Origin of the sequence: Rhizobium sp. BR 314 (assembly GCF_047445805.1) — a bacterium.
GTDB lineage: Bacteria > Pseudomonadota > Alphaproteobacteria > Rhizobiales > Rhizobiaceae > Rhizobium > Rhizobium lusitanum_B.
Window position 1 is genome coordinate 163,074 of sequence record NZ_JARWLA010000009.1, and the last position, 19,005, is coordinate 182,078.

23 protein-coding genes are annotated in these 19,005 nt (G+C 58.5%); 10 read left to right on the forward strand and 13 right to left on the reverse strand.

Annotated elements, in window-relative coordinates:
• Positions 1-32: 32 nt before the first annotated feature.
• A complete protein-coding gene (locus QD461_RS14865) occupies positions 33-1,001 on the reverse strand; it encodes a LysR family transcriptional regulator (protein ID WP_414088425.1) in 969 nt (322 codons plus the stop codon).
• 137 nt (positions 1,002-1,138) lie between these two features.
• Between QD461_RS14865 and QD461_RS14870 the strand changes: the two genes are divergently transcribed.
• Positions 1,139-1,753, forward strand: coding sequence for an FMN-dependent NADH-azoreductase (locus tag QD461_RS14870; protein WP_414088426.1), 615 nt, complete (start codon positions 1,139-1,141; stop codon positions 1,751-1,753).
• A 53-nt stretch (positions 1,754-1,806) separates the two neighbouring features.
• Here QD461_RS14870 and QD461_RS14875 read toward each other — a convergent pair whose 3' ends face one another.
• Positions 1,807-2,388: a TetR/AcrR family transcriptional regulator gene (locus QD461_RS14875; protein WP_414088427.1), complete on the reverse strand. Its 582-nt coding sequence runs from the start codon at positions 2,386-2,388 to the stop codon at positions 1,807-1,809.
• 105 nt (positions 2,389-2,493) lie between these two features.
• Between QD461_RS14875 and QD461_RS14880 the strand changes: the two genes are divergently transcribed.
• On the forward strand, positions 2,494-3,270 hold the full coding sequence (locus QD461_RS14880; RefSeq protein WP_414088428.1) for an SDR family NAD(P)-dependent oxidoreductase: 777 nt from the start codon (positions 2,494-2,496) through the stop codon (positions 3,268-3,270).
• A 112-nt stretch (positions 3,271-3,382) separates the two neighbouring features.
• Here the strand turns inward: QD461_RS14880 and QD461_RS14885 are convergent, their stop codons facing one another.
• Both QD461_RS14885 and ilvA read right to left on the reverse strand, forming a co-directional pair.
• Positions 3,383-3,721 (reverse strand): HlyU family transcriptional regulator, encoded by a 339-nt coding sequence (locus tag QD461_RS14885; protein ID WP_414088429.1) that lies wholly within the window; start codon positions 3,719-3,721, stop codon positions 3,383-3,385.
• A gap of 37 nt (positions 3,722-3,758) precedes the next feature.
• Complete coding sequence (gene ilvA / locus QD461_RS14890; protein ID WP_414088430.1) at positions 3,759-5,009, reverse strand: threonine ammonia-lyase; 1,251 nt, start codon at positions 5,007-5,009, stop codon at positions 3,759-3,761.
• Positions 5,010-5,607: 598 nt separating this feature from the next.
• Between ilvA and QD461_RS14895 the strand changes: the two genes are divergently transcribed.
• Positions 5,608-6,831, forward strand: a complete 1,224-nt coding sequence (locus tag QD461_RS14895) for a tyrosine-type recombinase/integrase (RefSeq protein ID WP_414088431.1) — start codon at positions 5,608-5,610, stop codon at positions 6,829-6,831.
• Between the two features lie 20 nt (positions 6,832-6,851).
• Here the strand turns inward: QD461_RS14895 and QD461_RS14900 are convergent, their stop codons facing one another.
• Both QD461_RS14900 and QD461_RS14905 read right to left on the reverse strand, forming a co-directional pair.
• Positions 6,852-7,556 (reverse strand): adenylate/guanylate cyclase domain-containing protein, encoded by a 705-nt coding sequence (locus QD461_RS14900; protein ID WP_414088432.1) that lies wholly within the window; start codon positions 7,554-7,556, stop codon positions 6,852-6,854.
• A 2-nt stretch (positions 7,557-7,558) separates the two neighbouring features.
• Positions 7,559-8,473, reverse strand: a complete 915-nt coding sequence (locus tag QD461_RS14905) for a TIR domain-containing protein (RefSeq protein WP_414088433.1) — start codon at positions 8,471-8,473, stop codon at positions 7,559-7,561.
• Between the two features lie 838 nt (positions 8,474-9,311).
• Here QD461_RS14905 and QD461_RS14910 point away from each other — a divergent pair.
• The 3 genes from QD461_RS14910 (at position 9,312) to QD461_RS14920 (ending at position 11,232) form a co-directional block, all read left to right on the forward strand.
• The gene (locus tag QD461_RS14910; protein WP_414088434.1) at positions 9,312-10,385 is read left to right on the forward strand and encodes a MobA/MobL family protein; all 1,074 of its coding nucleotides are present in this window, start codon (positions 9,312-9,314) and stop codon (positions 10,383-10,385) included.
• An 80-nt stretch (positions 10,386-10,465) separates the two neighbouring features.
• The gene (locus tag QD461_RS14915; RefSeq protein ID WP_414088435.1) at positions 10,466-10,738 is read left to right on the forward strand and encodes a hypothetical protein; all 273 of its coding nucleotides are present in this window, start codon (positions 10,466-10,468) and stop codon (positions 10,736-10,738) included.
• A gap of 26 nt (positions 10,739-10,764) precedes the next feature.
• Complete coding sequence (locus QD461_RS14920; RefSeq protein WP_414088436.1) at positions 10,765-11,232, forward strand: hypothetical protein; 468 nt, start codon at positions 10,765-10,767, stop codon at positions 11,230-11,232.
• An 18-nt stretch (positions 11,233-11,250) separates the two neighbouring features.
• Here the strand turns inward: QD461_RS14920 and QD461_RS14925 are convergent, their stop codons facing one another.
• Positions 11,251-12,177, reverse strand: coding sequence for a M48 family metalloprotease (locus tag QD461_RS14925; protein ID WP_414088437.1), 927 nt, complete (start codon positions 12,175-12,177; stop codon positions 11,251-11,253).
• A complete protein-coding gene (locus tag QD461_RS14930; protein ID WP_414088438.1) occupies positions 12,137-13,849 on the reverse strand; it encodes a type IV secretory system conjugative DNA transfer family protein in 1,713 nt (570 codons plus the stop codon). Before QD461_RS14930 ends, QD461_RS14925 begins: the two co-directional genes overlap by 41 nt.
• Before the next feature lie 321 nt (positions 13,850-14,170).
• Between QD461_RS14930 and QD461_RS14935 the strand changes: the two genes are divergently transcribed.
• Both QD461_RS14935 and QD461_RS14940 read left to right on the forward strand, forming a co-directional pair.
• Positions 14,171-15,133, forward strand: coding sequence for a toll/interleukin-1 receptor domain-containing protein (locus QD461_RS14935; RefSeq protein ID WP_414088439.1), 963 nt, complete (start codon positions 14,171-14,173; stop codon positions 15,131-15,133).
• 15 nt (positions 15,134-15,148) lie between these two features.
• Entirely contained in the window at positions 15,149-15,619 is a 471-nt protein-coding gene (locus tag QD461_RS14940) for a hypothetical protein (RefSeq protein WP_414088440.1), read from the forward strand.
• Between the two features lie 8 nt (positions 15,620-15,627).
• Here QD461_RS14940 and QD461_RS14945 read toward each other — a convergent pair whose 3' ends face one another.
• Both QD461_RS14945 and QD461_RS14950 read right to left on the reverse strand, forming a co-directional pair.
• Positions 15,628-16,206 carry a Fic/DOC family protein gene (locus QD461_RS14945; RefSeq protein WP_414088441.1) on the reverse strand — a complete coding sequence of 193 codons (579 nt, stop codon included), beginning with the start codon at positions 16,204-16,206 and terminating at the stop codon, positions 15,628-15,630.
• Between the two features lie 2 nt (positions 16,207-16,208).
• On the reverse strand, positions 16,209-16,418 hold the full coding sequence (locus tag QD461_RS14950; protein WP_414088442.1) for a hypothetical protein: 210 nt from the start codon (positions 16,416-16,418) through the stop codon (positions 16,209-16,211).
• A gap of 450 nt (positions 16,419-16,868) precedes the next feature.
• On the opposite strand from QD461_RS14950, the gene QD461_RS14955 reads away from it, so the two are divergent.
• Together QD461_RS14955 and QD461_RS14960 are read left to right on the forward strand one after the other, a co-directional pair.
• Positions 16,869-17,072 carry a hypothetical protein gene (locus QD461_RS14955; RefSeq protein WP_414088443.1) on the forward strand — a complete coding sequence of 68 codons (204 nt, stop codon included), beginning with the start codon at positions 16,869-16,871 and terminating at the stop codon, positions 17,070-17,072.
• Positions 17,069-17,584, forward strand: coding sequence for an antirestriction protein ArdA (locus tag QD461_RS14960; RefSeq protein WP_414088444.1), 516 nt, complete (start codon positions 17,069-17,071; stop codon positions 17,582-17,584). The genes QD461_RS14955 and QD461_RS14960 overlap by 4 nt, the downstream gene beginning before the upstream one ends.
• 11 nt (positions 17,585-17,595) lie before the next feature.
• On the opposite strand, the gene QD461_RS14965 is transcribed toward QD461_RS14960, so the two are convergent.
• Genes QD461_RS14965 through QD461_RS14975 form a run of 3 tightly spaced genes read right to left on the reverse strand, consistent with a single transcriptional unit; the run spans position 17,596 to position 18,916 of the window.
• Positions 17,596-17,745, reverse strand: coding sequence for a hypothetical protein (locus QD461_RS14965; protein ID WP_414088445.1), 150 nt, complete (start codon positions 17,743-17,745; stop codon positions 17,596-17,598).
• A complete protein-coding gene (locus QD461_RS14970) occupies positions 17,742-18,044 on the reverse strand; it encodes a hypothetical protein (RefSeq protein WP_414088446.1) in 303 nt (100 codons plus the stop codon). The genes QD461_RS14965 and QD461_RS14970 overlap by 4 nt, the downstream gene beginning before the upstream one ends.
• Positions 18,041-18,916, reverse strand: a complete 876-nt coding sequence (locus QD461_RS14975; RefSeq protein ID WP_414088447.1) for a phage integrase N-terminal domain-containing protein — start codon at positions 18,914-18,916, stop codon at positions 18,041-18,043. Before QD461_RS14975 ends, QD461_RS14970 begins: the two co-directional genes overlap by 4 nt.
• Between the last annotated feature and the right edge of the window lie 89 nt (positions 18,917-19,005).

Sequence of the window (19,005 nt, forward strand, 5' to 3'; positions counted from 1 at the left end):
TTCCTGGAATTGCTTGAGCGAGGAGAGGACTTTCACTCAGCGGCCAAGCGCTTTTCTTCAGGATTAAACATCTCGACCGCCGCCTTGAAATCCGCCTGGTTCGGGCAGTGCGACAGGCGTGAACGGAAGGCTTCGATCATCCACGCTGCAGCCGGTCCGGGCGGATTATCGAGCTTGCGGATGGCATAGATTGGATATTCGCTTTGATCGTAGGCATCGAGAGGCAGCGGCACGAGCCGGCCTTTCTGCAGATCTTCCATGATGAAAGATGCCGGCAAGCCGCCCCAGCCCAGACCACCTCTGACCAGCTGATGCTTGGTGGCGATATCGCTGACGCGCCAGGTCTTGTAGGACAGGACATTGAAATCCTTGCCGCTGGTGAGGCTTGAAGCATCGGTGACGACAAGCTGAACCTCTTCGCGCACATCCGCCAGCGTCAGCGGCCTTCCGAGCTGCGCCAGCGGATGCGTGGGTGCTGCGACCGGCATCATGAAGGAGTGGCCGATGCGCTCGATGACCAGCGCATCATCCTGTTTGACGACAGCGCCGCCGATACCGATGGTCGACTTGCCACTATTGACCAGCTCCATCATCGTGCCGAGCTCGCCCGTATCGAGCCGCAGCGACACATAGGGAAAGCGATCGCGGAATTCGCGCAGCACCTCGACGGTGGCGTGCACAGGGACCATGACGCTGATGGCGACAGCCACCTCCGCCTCAAGCCCGGTTTTCAGACCCTTCACCCTGGCGCGCATCACCTGAAGATCGGCGAGGATCCGGCGCGCATCCTCCAGCATCACCCTGCCCTCATCCGTCAACTTCGGCTGACGAGAGCCGGAACGCTCGAACAGCGGCATTTCCAGCTGGGCCTCCAGATTGGCGATCGTGTAGCTGATGACCGATTGCGCACGATTGAGAACGCGCGAAGCCGCGGAAAAGCTGCCGGACTCTGCAACGGTCAGGAACACCTGCAGCTGGTCAAGGGTGGGATTGGGAAGCATCGGCCATCCATTCTATCGATAATTACAATCCATATTATCACAGTTTTTCTCGATAGCACTGAGGACTTATCTATTAACCCGAACGAGATCGGACTCTCCCAGCCGATTTTCGCAACCCATTGAAAAGGAAAACGGATATGTCCTCCATTCTGCTTCTGACTTCCAGCCCGCGCCCGGACTCGCTCTCCACCAAGATCGCCGTCGAGCTTGCGGAGAAGATCAAGGCCAATAATCCGGGCAAGACGCTCGTCACGCGCGACCTCGCAGCCGACAACCTGCCGCACATCGACGGCCCCTTCACGGCCGCTATCCGCACGCCGGCCGACGCCCGCACTCCCGAACAGCAAGAACTCGTCAAGGTTTCCGACGCGCTGGTTGACGAGCTGCTCGCAGCCGACACGGTCGTCATCGGCACCGGCCTCATCAACTTCAACATCTATTCGTCGCTTAAGACCTGGATCGACAACGTCGCTCGCGCCGGCCGTACCTTCACCTACACCGAAACCGGCCCGAAGGGTCTCGCAACCGGCAAGAAGGCCTATATCGTGCTCGCCTCCGGCGGCGTCTACTCCGAAGGCCCGGCTGCTCCGCTGAACCACGCTGTTCCCTACCTGAAGTCGGTTCTGGCCTTCATCGGCATCACCGATGTCGAGACCGTCTATGTGGAAGGCGTCGCCTTTGGTCCGGAAGCTGCCGAGAAGGCTATCGGCGCCGCTCAGGCCCGCGCTTCCGAGCTGGCCCTCGCCGCTTAATCGACAGCATTATTCCGACAATAACAGGCGGCCGGCTCCAACCGGCCGCTTTGCTATTTAGCCTGTGGCAGTACTTTCACGAACTGCTTCACCGTCTCCAGAATTTCGTTCGAAAGCGCCTCGTCGTTCGCCACGCGCGCAAGGCCGAGCGCGCCGGTCATAAGACAGGAGGCGATAATCGCCCTGCGCCTGGCTTCTGCGGTCTCAGGCTCCGGCATACGTGTCGTCATGGTCTCGAAATTCATTCGCAAGCCTTCGGTCGCGACTGCGCGAACCGCATCGCTGCTGCGCGCCATATCCGCCGTCAGCGCTGCATAGGCACAGCCCTCGCCGCAATGATCCCGGTGACGTTCGCTAAGGTAGCCGTCGACATAGTCGTTCAGCGATATGCTTTCGGGAGCAATTCCCTGCTTCTCCTGTTGCCGCCGCCACGATCCGATTGCCGATTCCATGGCTTCCGCCACAAGTTCGTCGCGGGAGCCGAAATGCTTGTAGAAGCCGCCGACTGTCAGACCAGCCTCCTTCATCAGATCGGCGACGCCAATTCCTTCCAATCCTTCTTCACGCAGACGCTTGGCAGCGAGCGTGACGATGCGTTCGTGCGTCTTCTGCTTTTCCAGTTGCGAGCGGCCCATCGAAAATCCCTTCGTGCCCGGCTTGACAAAATGGATTACGATCGTAATCCTTATAGATAGCGATCATAATCCAGATCATAACGAAAGCCAACAGGAGCTACGAACATGCGTCTCAAGAACAAGGTTGCTGTCATCACCGGCGGAAACAGCGGTATCGGGCTTGCCACAGCCCGCCTCTTCCTCGCCGAAGGCGCCAAGGTCGCCATAACAGGCCGCAACGCGAAAACACTGGCTGCAGTTGCTGAAGAACTCGGTAGCGGCATTCTGGCATTGCAGGCCGACACGACCGACATCCCGGCCATGGAGAAGGCATTTGCCGAGGCCGCCGAAAAGCTTGGAAAATTCGATATCGTCTTCGCCAACGCCGGAATTGCCGGAGAAACCCCACTCGGCAAGACCACGCTTGAGCAGTTCGAAACCATCGTGCGCATCAATTTCACCGGCGTCTTCTTCACGGTGCAAGCGGCTTTGCCGCACCTGAACGACGGCGGCTCGGTAATCCTCAATGGCTCGGTCCATGCCGTCCTCGGCATCCCCGGCGCTTCGGCCTATGCCGGCACCAAGGGTGCCGTTCGCGCCATGACGCGCAATCTCGCGTCTGAACTTGCACCGCGCGGCATCCGCGTCAACCAGGTCACGCCTGGCGCAACCAAGACGCCGATCTGGGATCCACGCGCCGCCACGCCGGAAGCTTTGGACGCGCTGCAGACCCGCTATGGCAATATGACCCCGCTTGGCCGCATGAGCGAGGCAGACGAAATCGCCAAGGCTGCGCTCTATTTCGCCTCGGATGATTCCGCCAACGTCACGGCCATCGAAATCACCGTCGACGGCGGCGCCATCAACGCTCCATCCGGCGCCAAGATGTTTCGCGCGGCTTGAGCCTGAGCGAAAATCCAATCAGCAAGCGATTTGAATGAGTATCATGGGCCGCCATAGCCATTGCGGGAGGCGGCCCGGCGATCATACGGGTATGACAGAAACCCGATACCGATCAGACCTGGCGAACCTTTTCGCCGTCGCCGAACAGCGAGGGGCCGTTCTGGTCGATGATCTGCTGTGCCTTGCGGAAGGTCGATTCCACGGCATCGTCCGAGGAGGTGAAGACATCGGCACGGATGAAAGTACGCACCAGAATCTCGCCGTTCACGTCCTTCTCGATCCGGCCCATGAGGCGGAATTGGTTACCCTCGCGCTGCGGGGTCGCATGGATCGTGCAGCCGGCATGAACCTGCGGCTCTGCGCTGACCGTAGAGCCGCCAGATTTCTCAGCGCCCGGCTGTGCCGGACCACCGGTGAAGATCGAGATGATATTTGAAAAGAACGAAGCCATGGATCGCCTTTAGCATGAAGGTTGTAGGCTCGCAAAGTCAAATGATCAGGTTTGCCAGGATCTCGTTTTCAGTGATGTCCTCGTAGCCCATGCCGGAGCTTTCGAAATTGGCGATAAGCTGTTTGAAATTATCCGGATTCTTCGTCTCGATGCCAATCAGGATGGAGCCGAAATTGCGGGCGCTCTTCTTCAGATATTCGAAGCGTGAGATGTCATCCTCAGGGCCGAGCATGTTCAAGAAATCGCGAAGCGCGCCGGGGCGTTGCGCCAGACGCAGAATGAAGTATTTCTTCAGCCCGGCATAGCGCATGGCGCGTTCCTTGACGTCAGGCAGGCGCTCGAAATCGAAATTGCCGCCGGAAACGACGGCAACGACGGTCTTGCCGCGAATGCTGTCTCGATCGAGCTTTTCGAGCGCCGTGATCGCCAGCGCCCCGGCCGGCTCCAGCACTACGCCTTCGACGTTCAGCATATCGGTGATCGTGACGCAGATGGCGTTTTCCTCGATGAGGTGGACCTGCCCCGCCGAAAAATCCTTAAGCGCGGCGAAGTTCAGATCGCCGATCCGGCCGACGGCAGCGCCATCGACGAAATTATCCACCTTGGTCAGCGCAACGACATGCCCTGCCTCGATGCTGCGGCGCAGGCTCGGTGCACCGGCCGGCTCGGCGAAGGTGAAGGCGTCGCGGGCAACCGTGTCGGCAAAATAGCCGGTGATCCCTGCTGCGAGACCGCCGCCGCCGACGGGCAGCAGGATGCGGTCGGCAACGACGCCATCAGGCAATTGTTCGACGATTTCGGCTGCAACGGTCGCCTGCCCTTCGATGATGTCGGCATGATCGAAGGGCGGCACCATCACGCCATCGATGCTCTCAACATGCTCGCGGGCTGCCTGATAGCATTGATCGAAAAAATCGCCGAAGAGCTTTATCGTGATGAACTCGCCGCCGAAGATGCGGGTTTTGTCGATCTTCTGCTGCGGCGTGGTAACCGGCATGTAGACCACGCCTGGCACGCCGAAATGGCGGCAGACGAAAGCAAAGCCCTGGGCATGATTACCGGCGGATGCGCAGACGAAGGTCTTTCCCGTGCCGCCCTTTGCAATCACCTTGCGGAAGAAGTTGAAGGCGCCACGGATCTTGTAGGAACGCACCGGCGTCAGATCTTCACGCTTCAGCCAAATATCGGCACCATAGCGGGCGGAAAGGTGCTCGTTCAGCTGTAGCGGCGTTGCGGGAAAAAGGCCACGCATGGCCTCGGTTGCTTCGAGAACAGTCTGTTTGTCCACGGCTTATCCGTCCTTCTTCAATAAGCACCCGCTATGACACAGGAAACATGAGCAAAGAAAGCCTGTTTGTGGTTCTTTCGGATCTGTCGCAGCGATATTGCCGCCGCTTACCCGCAATTAACTATTTATGTCTCTGACAGCGGAATTCCCAAAATCTGCGAGTTGACAGCAAAGCTTCCCCTGCGTCCAATATGACACAGCCATCATGATGATGGTCAGAGGCCCGCCCCAACACCGATCCGTCGGCGCAGGCGGGCTTCGCCTGAGCCTATCCGGCCTCTTCAGGAGCCGCTGTGGCCTCGCAGGACATAAATCCGTGCGCGGCAGGCACATAACTTGGCTTGCCTTGAAAAACATTTCCTTGACTGAATCGCTCAAGTGCTTGAAGGGAAAAAGCACGCGGACGTGGCGAAACTGGTAGACGCAAGGGACTTAAAATCCCTCGGCCTTTGGCTGCACGGGTTCACGAAGTCGAATTTAATCGCATAAAATCAGCTATTTAGAATTTATACCGCCATAAAATATCCGCCATTTCGGCGTACACATTCCATACACAGTCTGAATCACACTTTTCGGAACGCAAGGATGGAATTGAAGCATGGCCAGTCATGAGATTTTGGGCGGCAAGGTTCTGGTCTACCGCCGTGAGAACAGCAAGCTGTGGCAGTGCTCGACCCGCATCAACGGCAAGAACTGGCGGACGAGTACCCGCGAGGACAGCCTTGCCCTTGCGAAGGAATTCGCGGAGGACTGGTTCTTCCGGATGAAGGCCAAGGAGAAAGGTGGCGGGCTGAAGGACGAGAAAACCTTCAAGGAGGCCGCAAAGCGCTATCTTGAAGAATATGACGTGGTGACCGGCGGCACCCGCAACCGCACCTACGTTGGCGGCAACGAGCGCCGGTTACGCCTTTATCTGACGCCGTTCTTCGGCGAGCTTGGCTTGTCGGAGGTGACGACCGGCAAGGTGCAGGAGTATCGGGTGATGCGGTACACCACGGCACCCGAGGTGACGCCGGCAAACGATCCCGACGGCAAGCCGGTCAAGAAGCTGCCCGCCAAGAACACCCTGCATCAGGAAATCGTGGTGCTCCGGCAGGTTCTCAAGACGGCCATCCGCCACGGTTGGCTCACCCACTTGCCGGATCTGTCGACTCCGTACAAGTCGGCGGAGAAGATCTCGCACCGGGCGTGGTTCTCTGCCGCCGAGTACAAGCAGCTCTATACGGCGACCCGGAAACGCGCCGAAGAGCACCAAGGCAAGCGCTTCGAGTGGAATGCGCAGCAGTTGCACGATTACGTACTGTTCATGGCCAATACCGGCTTGCGGCCGGATGAGGCCAAGCGGCTTCAATATCGGGATGTTGAAATCGTCGAGGACGAAGAAACCAAGGAGACCATTCTCCTGATCCAGGTGCGCGGCAAGCGCGGCGTGGGCTATTGCAAGAGCATGCCCAGCGCAGTGCATCCGTTCGAGCGTCTCCTCAAGCGAAACGACCCGAAGCCGGATGCGCTGATCTTCGAGGACAGCCACACGGAGATGTTCAACAATATTCTGGAGGAGGAAGGCTTGAAGTTCGACCGTGAGGGCAATCGCCGCACGGCCTATAGCCTCCGTCATACCTACATCTGCCTGCGGCTGATGGAGGGTGCCGACATTTATCAGGTGGCCAAGAACTGCCGCACCAGCGTCGAGATGATCGAGAAATACTACGCTTCACACATTGCGACGAGCATCAGCGCCGCCGCCGTGAACGTGCGGCGTAAGGTGAAGTCGAAGAAGCAGATTGCTGAGCATGAGAAGCGGAATGTGCACCGGGGATGATTGCTATACCTAAGAGAAGGCTAGTCGAACGACCACCGCCAAGTTGACCCATAAATGGTTGAGCCGTCGTGCTCTGACCATTTATATCTCTTCCACATATCTTGCTTAGGATTTCCCCCTATTTTTGCTTCCTCAGCCATCCGGTCATAGACGTCTTTGGTGATCCAAGTCCGCTCCGCTTGCTTTATCTCCGTCAGCTTAGCCGCGTAGTTTGCCGCTCGGCCGACCCAGACGATATCGTTATCGCCGCGCACTCCGGTGCGGGCGGCCCGGACCTCGCTGGTGTCGATGCCAACGACTTGGCTGACGGTGAATGTGTTGCCCGTATATTGCTTGTTCAGCGCTGGATTAATGATTTCCTGCACAGCCCAATTGATCATCAACCCACACTTTGCTGCCGACGTAGATTGATGATCCCCAACGAAAACACCCATTACGCGGTCGCCATCGTAGGATGTGATGGTGCCGCCCTTGTTGCGGATGATCTTTCCGGAGCAAAACAGAAACGACTTGTATATCTCGGCAGCTTTTTCCCATCCGAGAGTGTCGACCATGTTGGTCGAAGCCGTCAGATCGGCATAGAGGACGGTCGCACGCTCAAACTCAACCGCATCGTTTGAAAGTTTGAGGTCTGTCGGCGCGGGCACGACGCGACCATCGCGAGTGTCCCAAACCTCACGGAACGTCTGTGCAGAATGGTCTTGAAGATCTTTGAGAAGGCCCATGGTTATCCGTTATTCGGTCCCATTTCCAGAATATGGTCGCGCAGTTTGTTGCAGGCTGGAGCTAGCTTTGCTGCCACATCTTGCCCGGGTTCAAAGCGATATGGGATCGTTGTGAGCCCAGCCATATCGCTGGGCAGTCTTACCTTCTCATCACGTGGTTCCATTAGGATGGCGCGACGACGACCGAGACGCCCCATAAAAAGCCCTAACTCCAGGATTACGTTATCACGTGGCGAAGGCCACTCTTGACCCCGGTATGCGGTCACGTCGTCGGCGTGTGCGATGGCGATCGCGAAATCGGAATCGTCAACGGCCGCCTCTAATGCGTCCATTGTGTAGCTAGCGACGCGAAATACCCCATCCGTCCATATGGTGCAGGTGAAAGGATCATGCTCGAAGGCGCTTTGAATTGCGCGGGCGATCGGAAGTCCTTCGACCGAAGAGATTATAAACACGCGGATCTTATCGCGATGGATGTTGACAAGCTTGTTGCGCTCTATTAGCCGCCGAGAAAGCTCCTGAGCTATCGCGCGATATAGCTGCGGATGGCGGCTTGCGATCTCGGCAAACTGTTGTTCGCTAAGTTTAGCCACGACTACTGATGATTGAGCAACGACAGTGGCCGAACGCTTTTGTGTCGGTTGGATGGCTGCCATTTCGCCAACGGTATCGCCAGGACCGCGAACGGCCACGGGGTGTCCGTTGACAATGATTTGAACCGTACCCGACAACATAAAGTAAATATCGTTAGTATCGGTTTCCTGCTCAATCACCTCGGAGCCTGTGGGATATTCCTCAATCACACAGACGTCCGCCACCTCCTCAGCAAGGGGCATATTACCTAGTATCATTTTTTGCCCAGCAAGCGCCTCTACGCGCAAACGGCGGCCAGGATCGCCCTCGAAACGTTCTTTCATGAAATCTCTGATCTCCCTCACAAAGAATCTAATTCAACCTAAGGAAGGCGACAACGAGGAATCCATGTCATGTAGTAACTTAGATGTGCATATCCGTTCCGTCTTCCTTCCTCGGCGCTGACTCGCTGCGCTGCCGCATAAATCTCCCGATAATTCAGTAGCATTTGCAGCCGGAGACAATCTGCCGACAAGCAAAATTCTGTCGCAGCCCGTTTGGCATAATCGAGATTGGCGCAGAACGGCGAGAAAAGATCGGTGGTGCGGACGACGGGGGTCGAACCCGTAAGGCCAAAGGCCGAGGGATTTTCTTACCAGCTACGGCTTTCGCCGCCGCCATTCGGCGTTTGTGGTCTGGACTATACCTTCACCCTAGCATCGCCTTAGGTGCTGCCCGTCTAGTCTCTACACCTTCCTCTGCCGAGGCTTGGCTCGGGATCGCCATTTAACAGGGTTCCCCGACTTTGAGCAGTTCTACAGCCGGTGTTTCCGCCGGTGCACTCAAATTGCGTTTAAGTCCCTTGTGTCTACCAGTTTCACCACGTCCGCGTGGTTCCCTCTGCTAGCAAAGTGGCGCGTCCTTCTCAACCACTAATCACGCGATCGGGAGACTTTCCAAAGGAGTTCCAGCAACCTGTAGTGTTGCGCCATCTTGAAAGATGCAAGCGCCCATGTATCAATGCGTAACAGCGCACCTACGCATCGCCCAATGTGTACGCATTGAGCTAGGGAGGCGATGCGTTGCACGGTTTTTTGACCGGCCGCGAAGGGGCGGCACGGAGAAAACCGGCAAGTGCGTCAGGGGGCACCCCTGAACCCCGTCCGTGCCAAGGAGAGGCTGGTGGCCATCTACCACCTGAATGTGAAGAACATCAGCCGGGGCGACGGGCGTTCGATTGTCGCGGCCGCGGCGTACCGCGCAGGAGAAACGCTTCCCAATGACGCCGAGGAACGTCTTTCGGAATTCGGCGGGCGCCGTGATGTCGTCGCCAATGAAATCCGCCTTCCGTCTGACGCAGCACCCTGGATGGCCGATCGTGCCCAGTTGTGGAATGCGGTGGAAGCCGCCGAAATCCGCAAGGACGCGCGGCTTGCCAAGGAGGTGGAATTCGCGCTCCCGCGCGAACTACCGCGCACGGCCTGGCTGGCCGTCGCCCGCATCATGGCTGATGCGTACACGGCGCAAGGGTTTGTGGTCGATCTCGCCATCCATGATGACGGCACCCAGCATAACCCCCACGTCCATCTGCTCATGACCACACGCGTGGTGACGCCCGAAGGCTTCGGCCCGAAGATCCGAAGTGCCGATGGCCGGCAGTTTGTGACCGAAGCACGAGCGCTCTGGGCGCGGACTGCCAACGGCGCATTGAAGGCAGCTGGGGTGTCGGTCACGATCGATAGCCGCAGTCATGCCAAACGCAGGCTGGACCAGACACCCGACCACCATCGCGGTCCGGACCCGGATGAACGGCGCGCACGCAGAGCCCACGCGCGCAAGGAGAGAGAGCCAATGAGGCACGAGGAACCTGAGAATGATTTGCCCGTACCGGATCCCGACGGTGCTCCGATCCATCCTCGTGAGCTGGATGCCGCCGAAACGCGTATGCTGGATGCCATGCACCGGGAGGCGCCGGTCGACCGCGCCGGACCGGACGCCGATCTCGACCACGCGCGGGCCGTGGTTGACGCACAGAACAGCCGCGAGATGACTGAGGATGAGGCGCTGGCCTACCGCCTCGCACCCGAAGACCTGCTCGACTGGCTGGATCAGCCAGCCTTGCCGGATGATCCGGCCGATTTGCAGACGCTGGAGCGCTGGGAAGACCATCTGGACTGGCTGGATCTGGATTCCCAGGAGCCGGTTGCCCCTGCAGACGAGGGAATATGGCAGGAGCCGGAGCGCAGCCACAGGTAGCACTTGCAAGATGGCAATTCGCGTCCCATCATGTGGCTATGACACAGGTTTACACTGGTTCCGTATTGGGAATCCGCGAAATGGCGGACAAGCAACGCGATGCTGCGCGCAAGGAACTGGCGTGGCTCGAAACCGATCTTATCCGTCGACGTAAGAAACTGGCCTTCTGGACCGAGTGCAAAGCCCGAGCTGAGGCAGATCCGACAATGTCCCAGGCTAAGAGGGAGGGTGCTCTCTACTTTTTCGAAGCTGCGCAAAAGCTGGTCTCGTCGGGAGAGAAACTACGAGCCCATCTGGTGGCGGAGATTCAAGACCAGCCTGAGCACCAACCAGCTTATCATTATGCCCACTAGGAGGCCGGGATAACCCGGATCGCGCCATGACCGACCCTGAAGCGCTTGACTTTTTACAGGATCAGGCCCGAACGCTCGAAAAGGAGATCAAGGACAATGATTACCATATCGAGCGCTGGACGCACGCCCTAGCCAATGGTGAAGATCCTGGTCGTGCGATTTCAGGGCTACGCGACTACCACAACCGCCAATATGGTCTCATGTTCGAACTAGGCAAGACCGAAGCGAGAATCGAAGACCTGCAGAACCGCATCCAAGAGCAATCTGACCACGAGCGGGAATTGTCTCTGGCGCAGGATTTTGTGGAGGATCGACCCGCTGAACAGGAAGATCTGCTCGATTGGCTAAGGCCGGCGCTCGATGCTCCCGATGTGCCGCAGGAGCATGAGCAGGATGATCCCCACCACCACTATGAAGGTGAGGAGCGGATGCTCAACGAGATACACCGGGAGGACAGGGAGCCGGAAGATTATCCGGACTGGTGGAAGCGGTAGCCGAAGCTTCCTATCCGTTCAGCGCTTCGCGTAGGCAATATCTTCCACGTTCGGCAGGGCAACCGCGGGCTCCAAAGGCAAGCTTTCTTGTTGCCGTCTGATGGGAATGCGCTTCAGGTAACGCTCGGAATTCAGCGCCGCCCGGCGCTCGCGCAGGGTCGGATGCGTCGAAAATAGCAAGCCCGGAATCCCGCGGAACATGAGCCGTGCATGTTCGCGTTCGAATGCGCCCAATGGCGGGCTGTTGTGGAGTTTTTCCAGCACCGCAATCATATGCTCCTTGCTGGTAAGGGCTGCGCCGATGGCGTCGGCCCAAAATTCCCGTTCGCGCGAAAGGCTCAGGATGAGGAACTCGGAGAGCCAGGTCAGAAGCCATCTCGCCCACCGCTGAAGGGTATTGGAAAAGCCGAGATACCAGACCAGCGAATTCTGGAACGAACGTGCCAGGCCCATCCGACGCATATCGTTGTTGGCAATGTGGCCAAGCTCGTGGCCAATGATGGCATCCACTTCGGCGTCATCAAGCGTGTCGATCAGCGGCTGCCCGATCACAACAAGGGCGCTGTCAGGGCCGGAGCCGATGGCATAGGCGTTGTTGTGCGGCATCACACCCACCCATGGGCGCGTTTTCAGACCGAGCTGGGCGGCAAGAACGTAGACCCGCTGGGCGAGCGGATCGTCGGCCTCCAGCAGGGTGATGCCGTGCCGGCGAAGTGCGGACTGGCGTTGCTTACCGAGCCCGATAAGCCCCCAAACCGTTCCCCAGAGCGGCACGGCTATAAACCCGCCGACCGCCGTCGCTGCCGTTATGCCGAAACCGATTCCCGCCGGAGCAGACAGCAGGCCAGCCCACGCCAGTCCGAACCAACTGCCGATCACAAGCCCCAGCCACGTCGGCACACTGCTATTTTGAAGTCTCCGGTAATTGACTTTGATGTCGGTCACGATTGATCCCCTGTGATACCATCCCGATACGCGGTCGGCAGATTTTGCTTTTCTCATGCACGGAGAGCAGCGTTTTGAACGGCCGCATGCCAGCGATATCCGTAATACCGTAGCGCCAGCCATCACCCTGCCATCCGCCCAGCAACTCCCGAACCTCGTCGCTTGTCAGCAGCGGGCGACCAAGGAACTGGATACCTTCCGTCATCGAGAAGTTGGTATTCGCAGACGCCTCTCCCTGCCAGCCGCCGAGATGCGATGCGACGTTTGTGGTGGAGGTGGTCGTTCGGTAGGCATGGGTTGCGTGGCCGAGATAACCGCCGATCAGCTTCGCGGTCTCGTCATCATTGATCCCGAAAAACTGCTTGACGGCGCAATTCAGGAAGGGCTGCCAGCTGGCACCCGGATAGTGTTCCTGGATGGCGTACAGGTTTTGCAGGAAGAACCAGAGGCGAACCCCAGCGCCAGCGTGGGTGTTGATCGCGTCCCGGTATTCGGGAAATGGCCCAATGTTCAGGAATTCGTCGAGCACGAAGAGGACCGGGATGTCGGGAATGCGCGGGTTGGCCAGCATGGCATCAAGCGCTGCTTTCAGCACGACGCGGAGCCACCCTGCAAACGTCTTCATCATGTCGAAGGGAATCTCGATATAGACGGTAGCGGGGCCATCTTTGAGGCTTTCGAAGCTGAAGTCGCTTCCCCGGATGCTGTGCTGGATATCCGGGTCCTTCCATTCGTAGAGCTTGCTGGTCAACGTGTCCTGCAAGACTTTCGGCCCGCGCTGCGCGTCTTTCTCAAGGACGGAACGCGCGCCGTCCGCGGACGGCCGATACGCCTCCATTTGCTTGGCGAGATTGAGGAGTTTCTGGCCCTTGAGGGAGGCGAGTTGGCAGACGGTTGCTAGCGTTCGGCGATCGGGCGGAGCCTTGTGGCGAACATACATGATTATGGCGGTCACGAAGCCGACAGCATCCTCGGAGAAGAACGACGACGACCTTGGATCACGGGGGAACATCTGCTGGGCGATCGAGCGGGCATCGGCCTCACGGCGAACGCGGCTGAGCGGATCGAAACGATGGACAGGCTTGCCGGACCCGCCGTCCAGCGGCGCGATGCGATAAACTGAGCCGATAGAGCTGCGCCACTTCGAGGTGACTTCAAACAGCTCCCCCTTGGGATCGAGAACGACACAGCTGCCCTTGTAGCGCAACAGGTTTGGAATGATGGCCGTCTTCCCCTTGCCCGAGCGCGTCGGCGCGATCGTCAACAGGTGGCCGTCACCGTCCCAATGGACAAAGCCGGCGGGCGTGGTTTGACCTTCATCGTTGAACGCGCCCAACAGGATCGAACGCGGATTATGGAAGGCATCCTTGTCCCGCAGGTACGCTCGAAGATCCGTCGAGTTGGGCCACCGAGCCGAACCGTAGAGTGGTGGCGGGTTGGTAAGCTGGTGTTCGCGCTCCTGACGGGCCTCGAGGTCACGTTTGGCACGTTCGATGATCGGCCCGGGGTCGCGACCTTCCCGGATAGCGGCTTCCACCGCATCCGCGACTTCCGGCCCGTACAAGATCTCGACCTGCTTCCGCGCCGTGCGCCCTTTGCCATAGCGGAATGACTTTAGCGCCCAGCCCAATACTTTCAGGGTTGAGATCGAATTTCGTTCCAGATCGCCCAACGGGTCGTATTTGTTGGTCATTGTGTCGCCCCGGCCCAACTGGGGCGAGAGTAGCAACCCACGTTAGAATTGCAATAGGATCATAGTCTTTCATAGGTTGCTGAAATACCCTGATCGCAAAGTCGGAACCGACCGCGATCCATTTACAGGCAGGCCACGCGTTGACACGCGAGCCTCTTGCGTGACGCGGTGAACACCGCAAACGTCCTGTTTTGATGAATTCCGGAACCGGAGACATCAACCTTTATCCCCAGTATAATTGAAGTATTACCTTGTCCGCATTTCCGAAGCGTCCCATATTTCCTCTCCACGGGAGGAAATATGCCTAGCGTCTTCTTTTCATATTCACACGCCGACGAAGGTCTCAGGGATCAGCTGGAAAAGCAGTTGGCCATGCTGAGACGGCAAGGTGTCATCGAGACCTGGCACGACCGGCGGATCGGTGCGGGCCAAGAATTGGACGGCGCGATTGATGATCACATCAATCGAGACGACATCATTCTTTTGCTTGTCAGCGCCGATTTCATCGCCTCCGACTATTGCTACGACATTGAAATGCAACGTGCCATGCAACGGCACGCCAAGGGGGAAGCCATCGTCATCCCCGTAATCCTGCGGGCGTGCGACTGGCATCATGCGCCGTTCGGCAAGTTGATGGCAGTGCCACGCGATGGCAAACCTGTGACCCAGTGGCCCGATATGGACGAGGCTTTTCTGCAGGTTGCGAAAGCGGTACGCGACGCCGCCCAGCGCTCAACAAAAGCTGCCCAGCCGGTGCGAGCCGCTGTTACCGAGGAGCGCCCCAGTGTCTCAACCGTCGCAACGCCGGCGCCACGCTCGAGCAACCTGCGGCTCGCGAAAACCTTCACACAACTAGATAAGGATCGTTTTCGCGACGAAACCTTCGAGTACATCGCCCGCTTTTTTGAAGGTTCTCTCAAAGAGCTAGGAGAACGCAATCCCGGCATTGAGGGCGTCTTTCGGCGCGTGGATGCGACCCGGTTCTTTGCCACCGTCTACCGGGATGGGAAGGACGTCGCGCGAGGTACTGTCTTCATGGGCGGTGGTGCATGGGGGCACGGCATCAATTATGCGCAGGGCGAAACTACCACCAGCAACTCCATGAATGAATCCCTGAATGTCGAGGCCGACGATCAGGTTCTTTATTTGACCAGTCTGGGCATGGCGTCGTTCGGACGTGATCGAGGCCAGAAGCTTTCACAGGAAGGCGGCGCCGAGCTCTTATGGGAAATTTTGATCCGGCCTCTTCAAGACAAACGCTAGTATAGGGGAAATCGCATGCTTTCGCCTGAGGAGTTCACTGTTGGCACATTCGGTAGTGCCCAGCCGCTCAGCCTTATCTTGCCGCGCACGCAATACGAGGCCACCGTACTGATCGCGCATATCAACAAAGCACCTGCTGCGATCTTTCTCTCAGGACTCCATGCTTTTCAATATTTTGAGAGCGCAGGAAATGATAGCTGGAAAGGTCTTATCATTCCGAATGTCCGTGTTGAGGTGGACGAAACGAGCGTTTTCGACCCGAACCAAATCTCCATCCCCTTGGGCACGCTTATCAGAATCGACACGCGACTGACCATTTGGGCCAAGGGCGAGCGCTCGTTCGATGCATCAACTTCAGCCACGCTCTGTGATGATCTACCATCAACCGGTGAGTTTCGTGCAGCCTTCAGCAGGTGGCAGATTGTGATCGGTGAAGGGCAGGAAAAACGCGTGCTTTGGCAAAAGTCGGATGAGAGCAACGATTAACCAGGCTCTTAGAGCATTCGCCTGATCTCGACGGTGAGCGGAGCCAAATTGCCGCCGAAGCTGACGATCATCGCTTCCAGAAACGGCTTTGGCCGCAGCTTCCGCTCGTTCAGCTCATAGCCAGCATTGCGGGCGAGCATGGTGAGGAACACCAACTGGATACGGCCATTGCCTTCACGGAACGGATGGATGGCGTTCAGCTCGGCGATGAACCAGGCTGCTTCTTGCGCGAACGTGTTCTTGTCCGCAGCGCCGGCAAGGTATCCGCGCGATGCGAGTTCGCCAAAAAGCTTCTCCGCTTCACTCTCAATATATTCCGGATAGCAGAACCAGTTGTTGCCCTTGCCAGTCCGGATAGTGCGTAGTTCGCCGGCCCAGTCGTAGACATCCTGGAAGAAATGGTGATGCAGTGCCCGATAATGGGCAAAATCCAGTTCACCATCCGGAAGCGCCTCGTTGGCACGGGAATCGAACATCAACTGCTCGAATTCATCCAGTTGGTCCTGATCCTCGATGTCGGCTTTATTCCGCAGGACGTGGGTGCCGGGATAGCACAGCGGATCTTCGACGGCATTATAACGGACCACCGTCAGCCTTTCTTGAAGGCTTTGACGATCTCACTGCGGTAGGCATCCCCCTTGAGCCCGCTGGCGCTCAGTTTCTGCGACAACGCCTTGGAGGCGGCATTCATCTTCAAACCTTCGACTTGGGCGAATTTCGCGGCCTTTTTGCCGCCGATCGGCTGAGTCAGGAACTTGCCGGTGATGGCCGAACGGCCTGTTTTCGTCGATTTGGTCATGCTTCACTCTATCATTTCCGCCCAGCGGTTGCCTACTTCTTTATGGGGCTGTGGGAAAGTACCGGCTGCCGGTCCCTCAGGCCGCCCATGTCTGGCATCCCCTCGCCTCACTGCGGAGATACCCGCTTCCGACCGGGATGGAGTGACGAACGTCCGTCCCTTGCTGGCAAGCCTCCCGACTTTCTCCCTCGGTTACCTCTTCCTGACTGCTGGAAGCCGATATCGTGGTGAGCCTTGGTAGGGTTTGCCGGGGTTTTCCCGCTCTTTCCGATGCCGGTCCCCGCGGGCCGGATGGGTCGCCAAACTGGACTGATCCGGGCCTCGCGCAACGGACCTTCCGCCGCAAGCGGTCTCCCGAGAAGGCCATTGCGCGTGTCCCGTGACGATCAGGCCTGAGTGTCGGCGACCGGCCGCATGGGGTGGCCGGATCAACGAAAGAGGAAACCACCAATGGCAAACACTACTACACCCAAGGCTCCGACCCACGAAATCTTCCATGTCGTCGGCGACAAAGACAAGGCCCGCTGGACCAAGATCGGGGTCGGCTGGGAGCACAGCAAAGGCGACGGACTCAATCTCGTCATCAACTACTCTCCGCTGGTCGAAGGCCGCACCATCGTCCGTAAGATCAAGGCTCAGGAGACCGAGGAATGAGTGCGGGAGCCTTCCATGGCCGGGCGGAGTCGATGTACTTCGCCCAGCCCTATAATCTCAGCGCAACCGGCTTCTACTTTGCCGATCTCGAGGAGTACCAGACCAAAGCTGCCACCGCTGTCGACGATTTCGGCCAGCCGGTCGAGGAGTTCGAACTCCAGTATATCGATGGCGACCATGCCGAGCTGTTCAGGGCCCTGCGGGTGTCCCAGGCCAGTCTCGCCGACTGGTTCGAGCTAGTCGACGCTCTCGGCAGCGAAGAAGACCGCTACCTGATTGCCTGCCATCTGGCCGATCTCGGCTATGCCATCGGCGACCTGGCCGACGGATGGGACGATTACGCGATCTATCGCGGCACCGCTGCCGACTATGCGGCGGAGATGGTCGCGGACTGCTACGAGCTTCCCGACAATATTATCGCCTATATCGATTATGAGCGCCTTGGCCGGGATATGATCCTCGGCGGCGACATCACCGAATTGAAATACGACGTTATCCTCATCGGAGGATAACGTCGTCGTTCCTAGCGGCCCAACAGCCAGATCACCAAGTTGACGAACAACGCCACTCCCAGAATGGCGGATAACAGCCTGACGGCGATACTCGCCGCGGTCAGCAAGACCTGCACCGCGATCAGCAGCGCCAACACTGTCAAGATAACCAAGGTGATCACCAGTAGATCTCCAGTTCCGGGTATTCCTTGACGATCGACGGTCGGCTGATCTCCTGCTCCAGAAGGGTCGGCCTCCAGATGTAGCGGAATTGCTCACGGTCGAGCCATTCCTCCAAGGCCTTGGCGGCCTCGGTATCCGACAGATCGAACGGCAGTTCCTGCACAATGCGGTACTGCCGATGCCCCTGGAAGGCCACCTCGTCGATGGCGGTGGCCACCGTCTCCGGCTTGAAGATTGTGTTGGCGTATTTGGTCCGCACGTTGGCGGCCATCAGGAAATTGCCTTCGGCGCGTTTCATTGGAAGGCACTCCCCAGATAGGTATCGGTGATTTTTAGGCGGCCATGGCCGAGCTCGGCCGAGATCTGCCGCCGCGCGGCCCGGTCGGCTTCGCGTTCCTTCGCATCCATCTCGTTCCAGCGCTTGCCGCCGGCGAGCGGGCACGGCCTGCCGGTCAGGACGGCATAGCGCCGCTGCGCATAGGCATGGCGGAAGCCGTGGGTATTGCGCAGGCCCACCTTGCTGGTCTGGTATTCGTAGCGCTTGAGATGTTCGACGTAGGTCAGGTCCGCCGGGATCAGGGAATCCTGTCCTTTGACGATGGTGACGACGTGTTGCAACGCGTGGCGCTGCTCCAGCGTCGTAATCGCGATCGTTCGGGCGCGTCCGCCTTTCGTCCAACTCGCCTGCAACGAAATATGGTCGGCACGCATGGCAGCATGGGGCCGAAACTTCAAGGCTTCCTCGCGACGCAGACCGAAGGCGACCTGTAGCAGGATCGACGCCTTTATATGGGGGCTTTCGATATTTTGGAATTTCGCGTGGTCGAGCGCCTGGGCGCGGTTGCGGGTGATCTCGCCGCGCTCCGCGACGCCATAGGCGGCGTTGTCACGGCGGATGACATTGGGCTTGCCGATCTTCTCGGCCCACCAGCGCAGCCAGGTCAAGCGGTTGCGCACGCTGGCGTCGGTCTTGTCCTCGTCGAGCCATTTCTCGACCAGGGCTTCAATATGTTTGGGTTTGAGGGATGCCGCCCCCGGCAGCTTGTAGCCAAGCTCCTCAAGGTCGGCGGCCATTGCGGTCAGGCCGCGCTGGCGATTGGCTTGCGTGCCATGGGAACCGTCGCGGTTCCGCTTGCACAGGCGGACCAAGTCCATGGTGAGATCGTCCATCAGACTCTTCTCCTTTGTTCAAGGTAAGTGTTGATGGCCGATGCCTGTCCTTGGATCAGGTCACCCCGCGAAAAGACATCCGCGGCAGA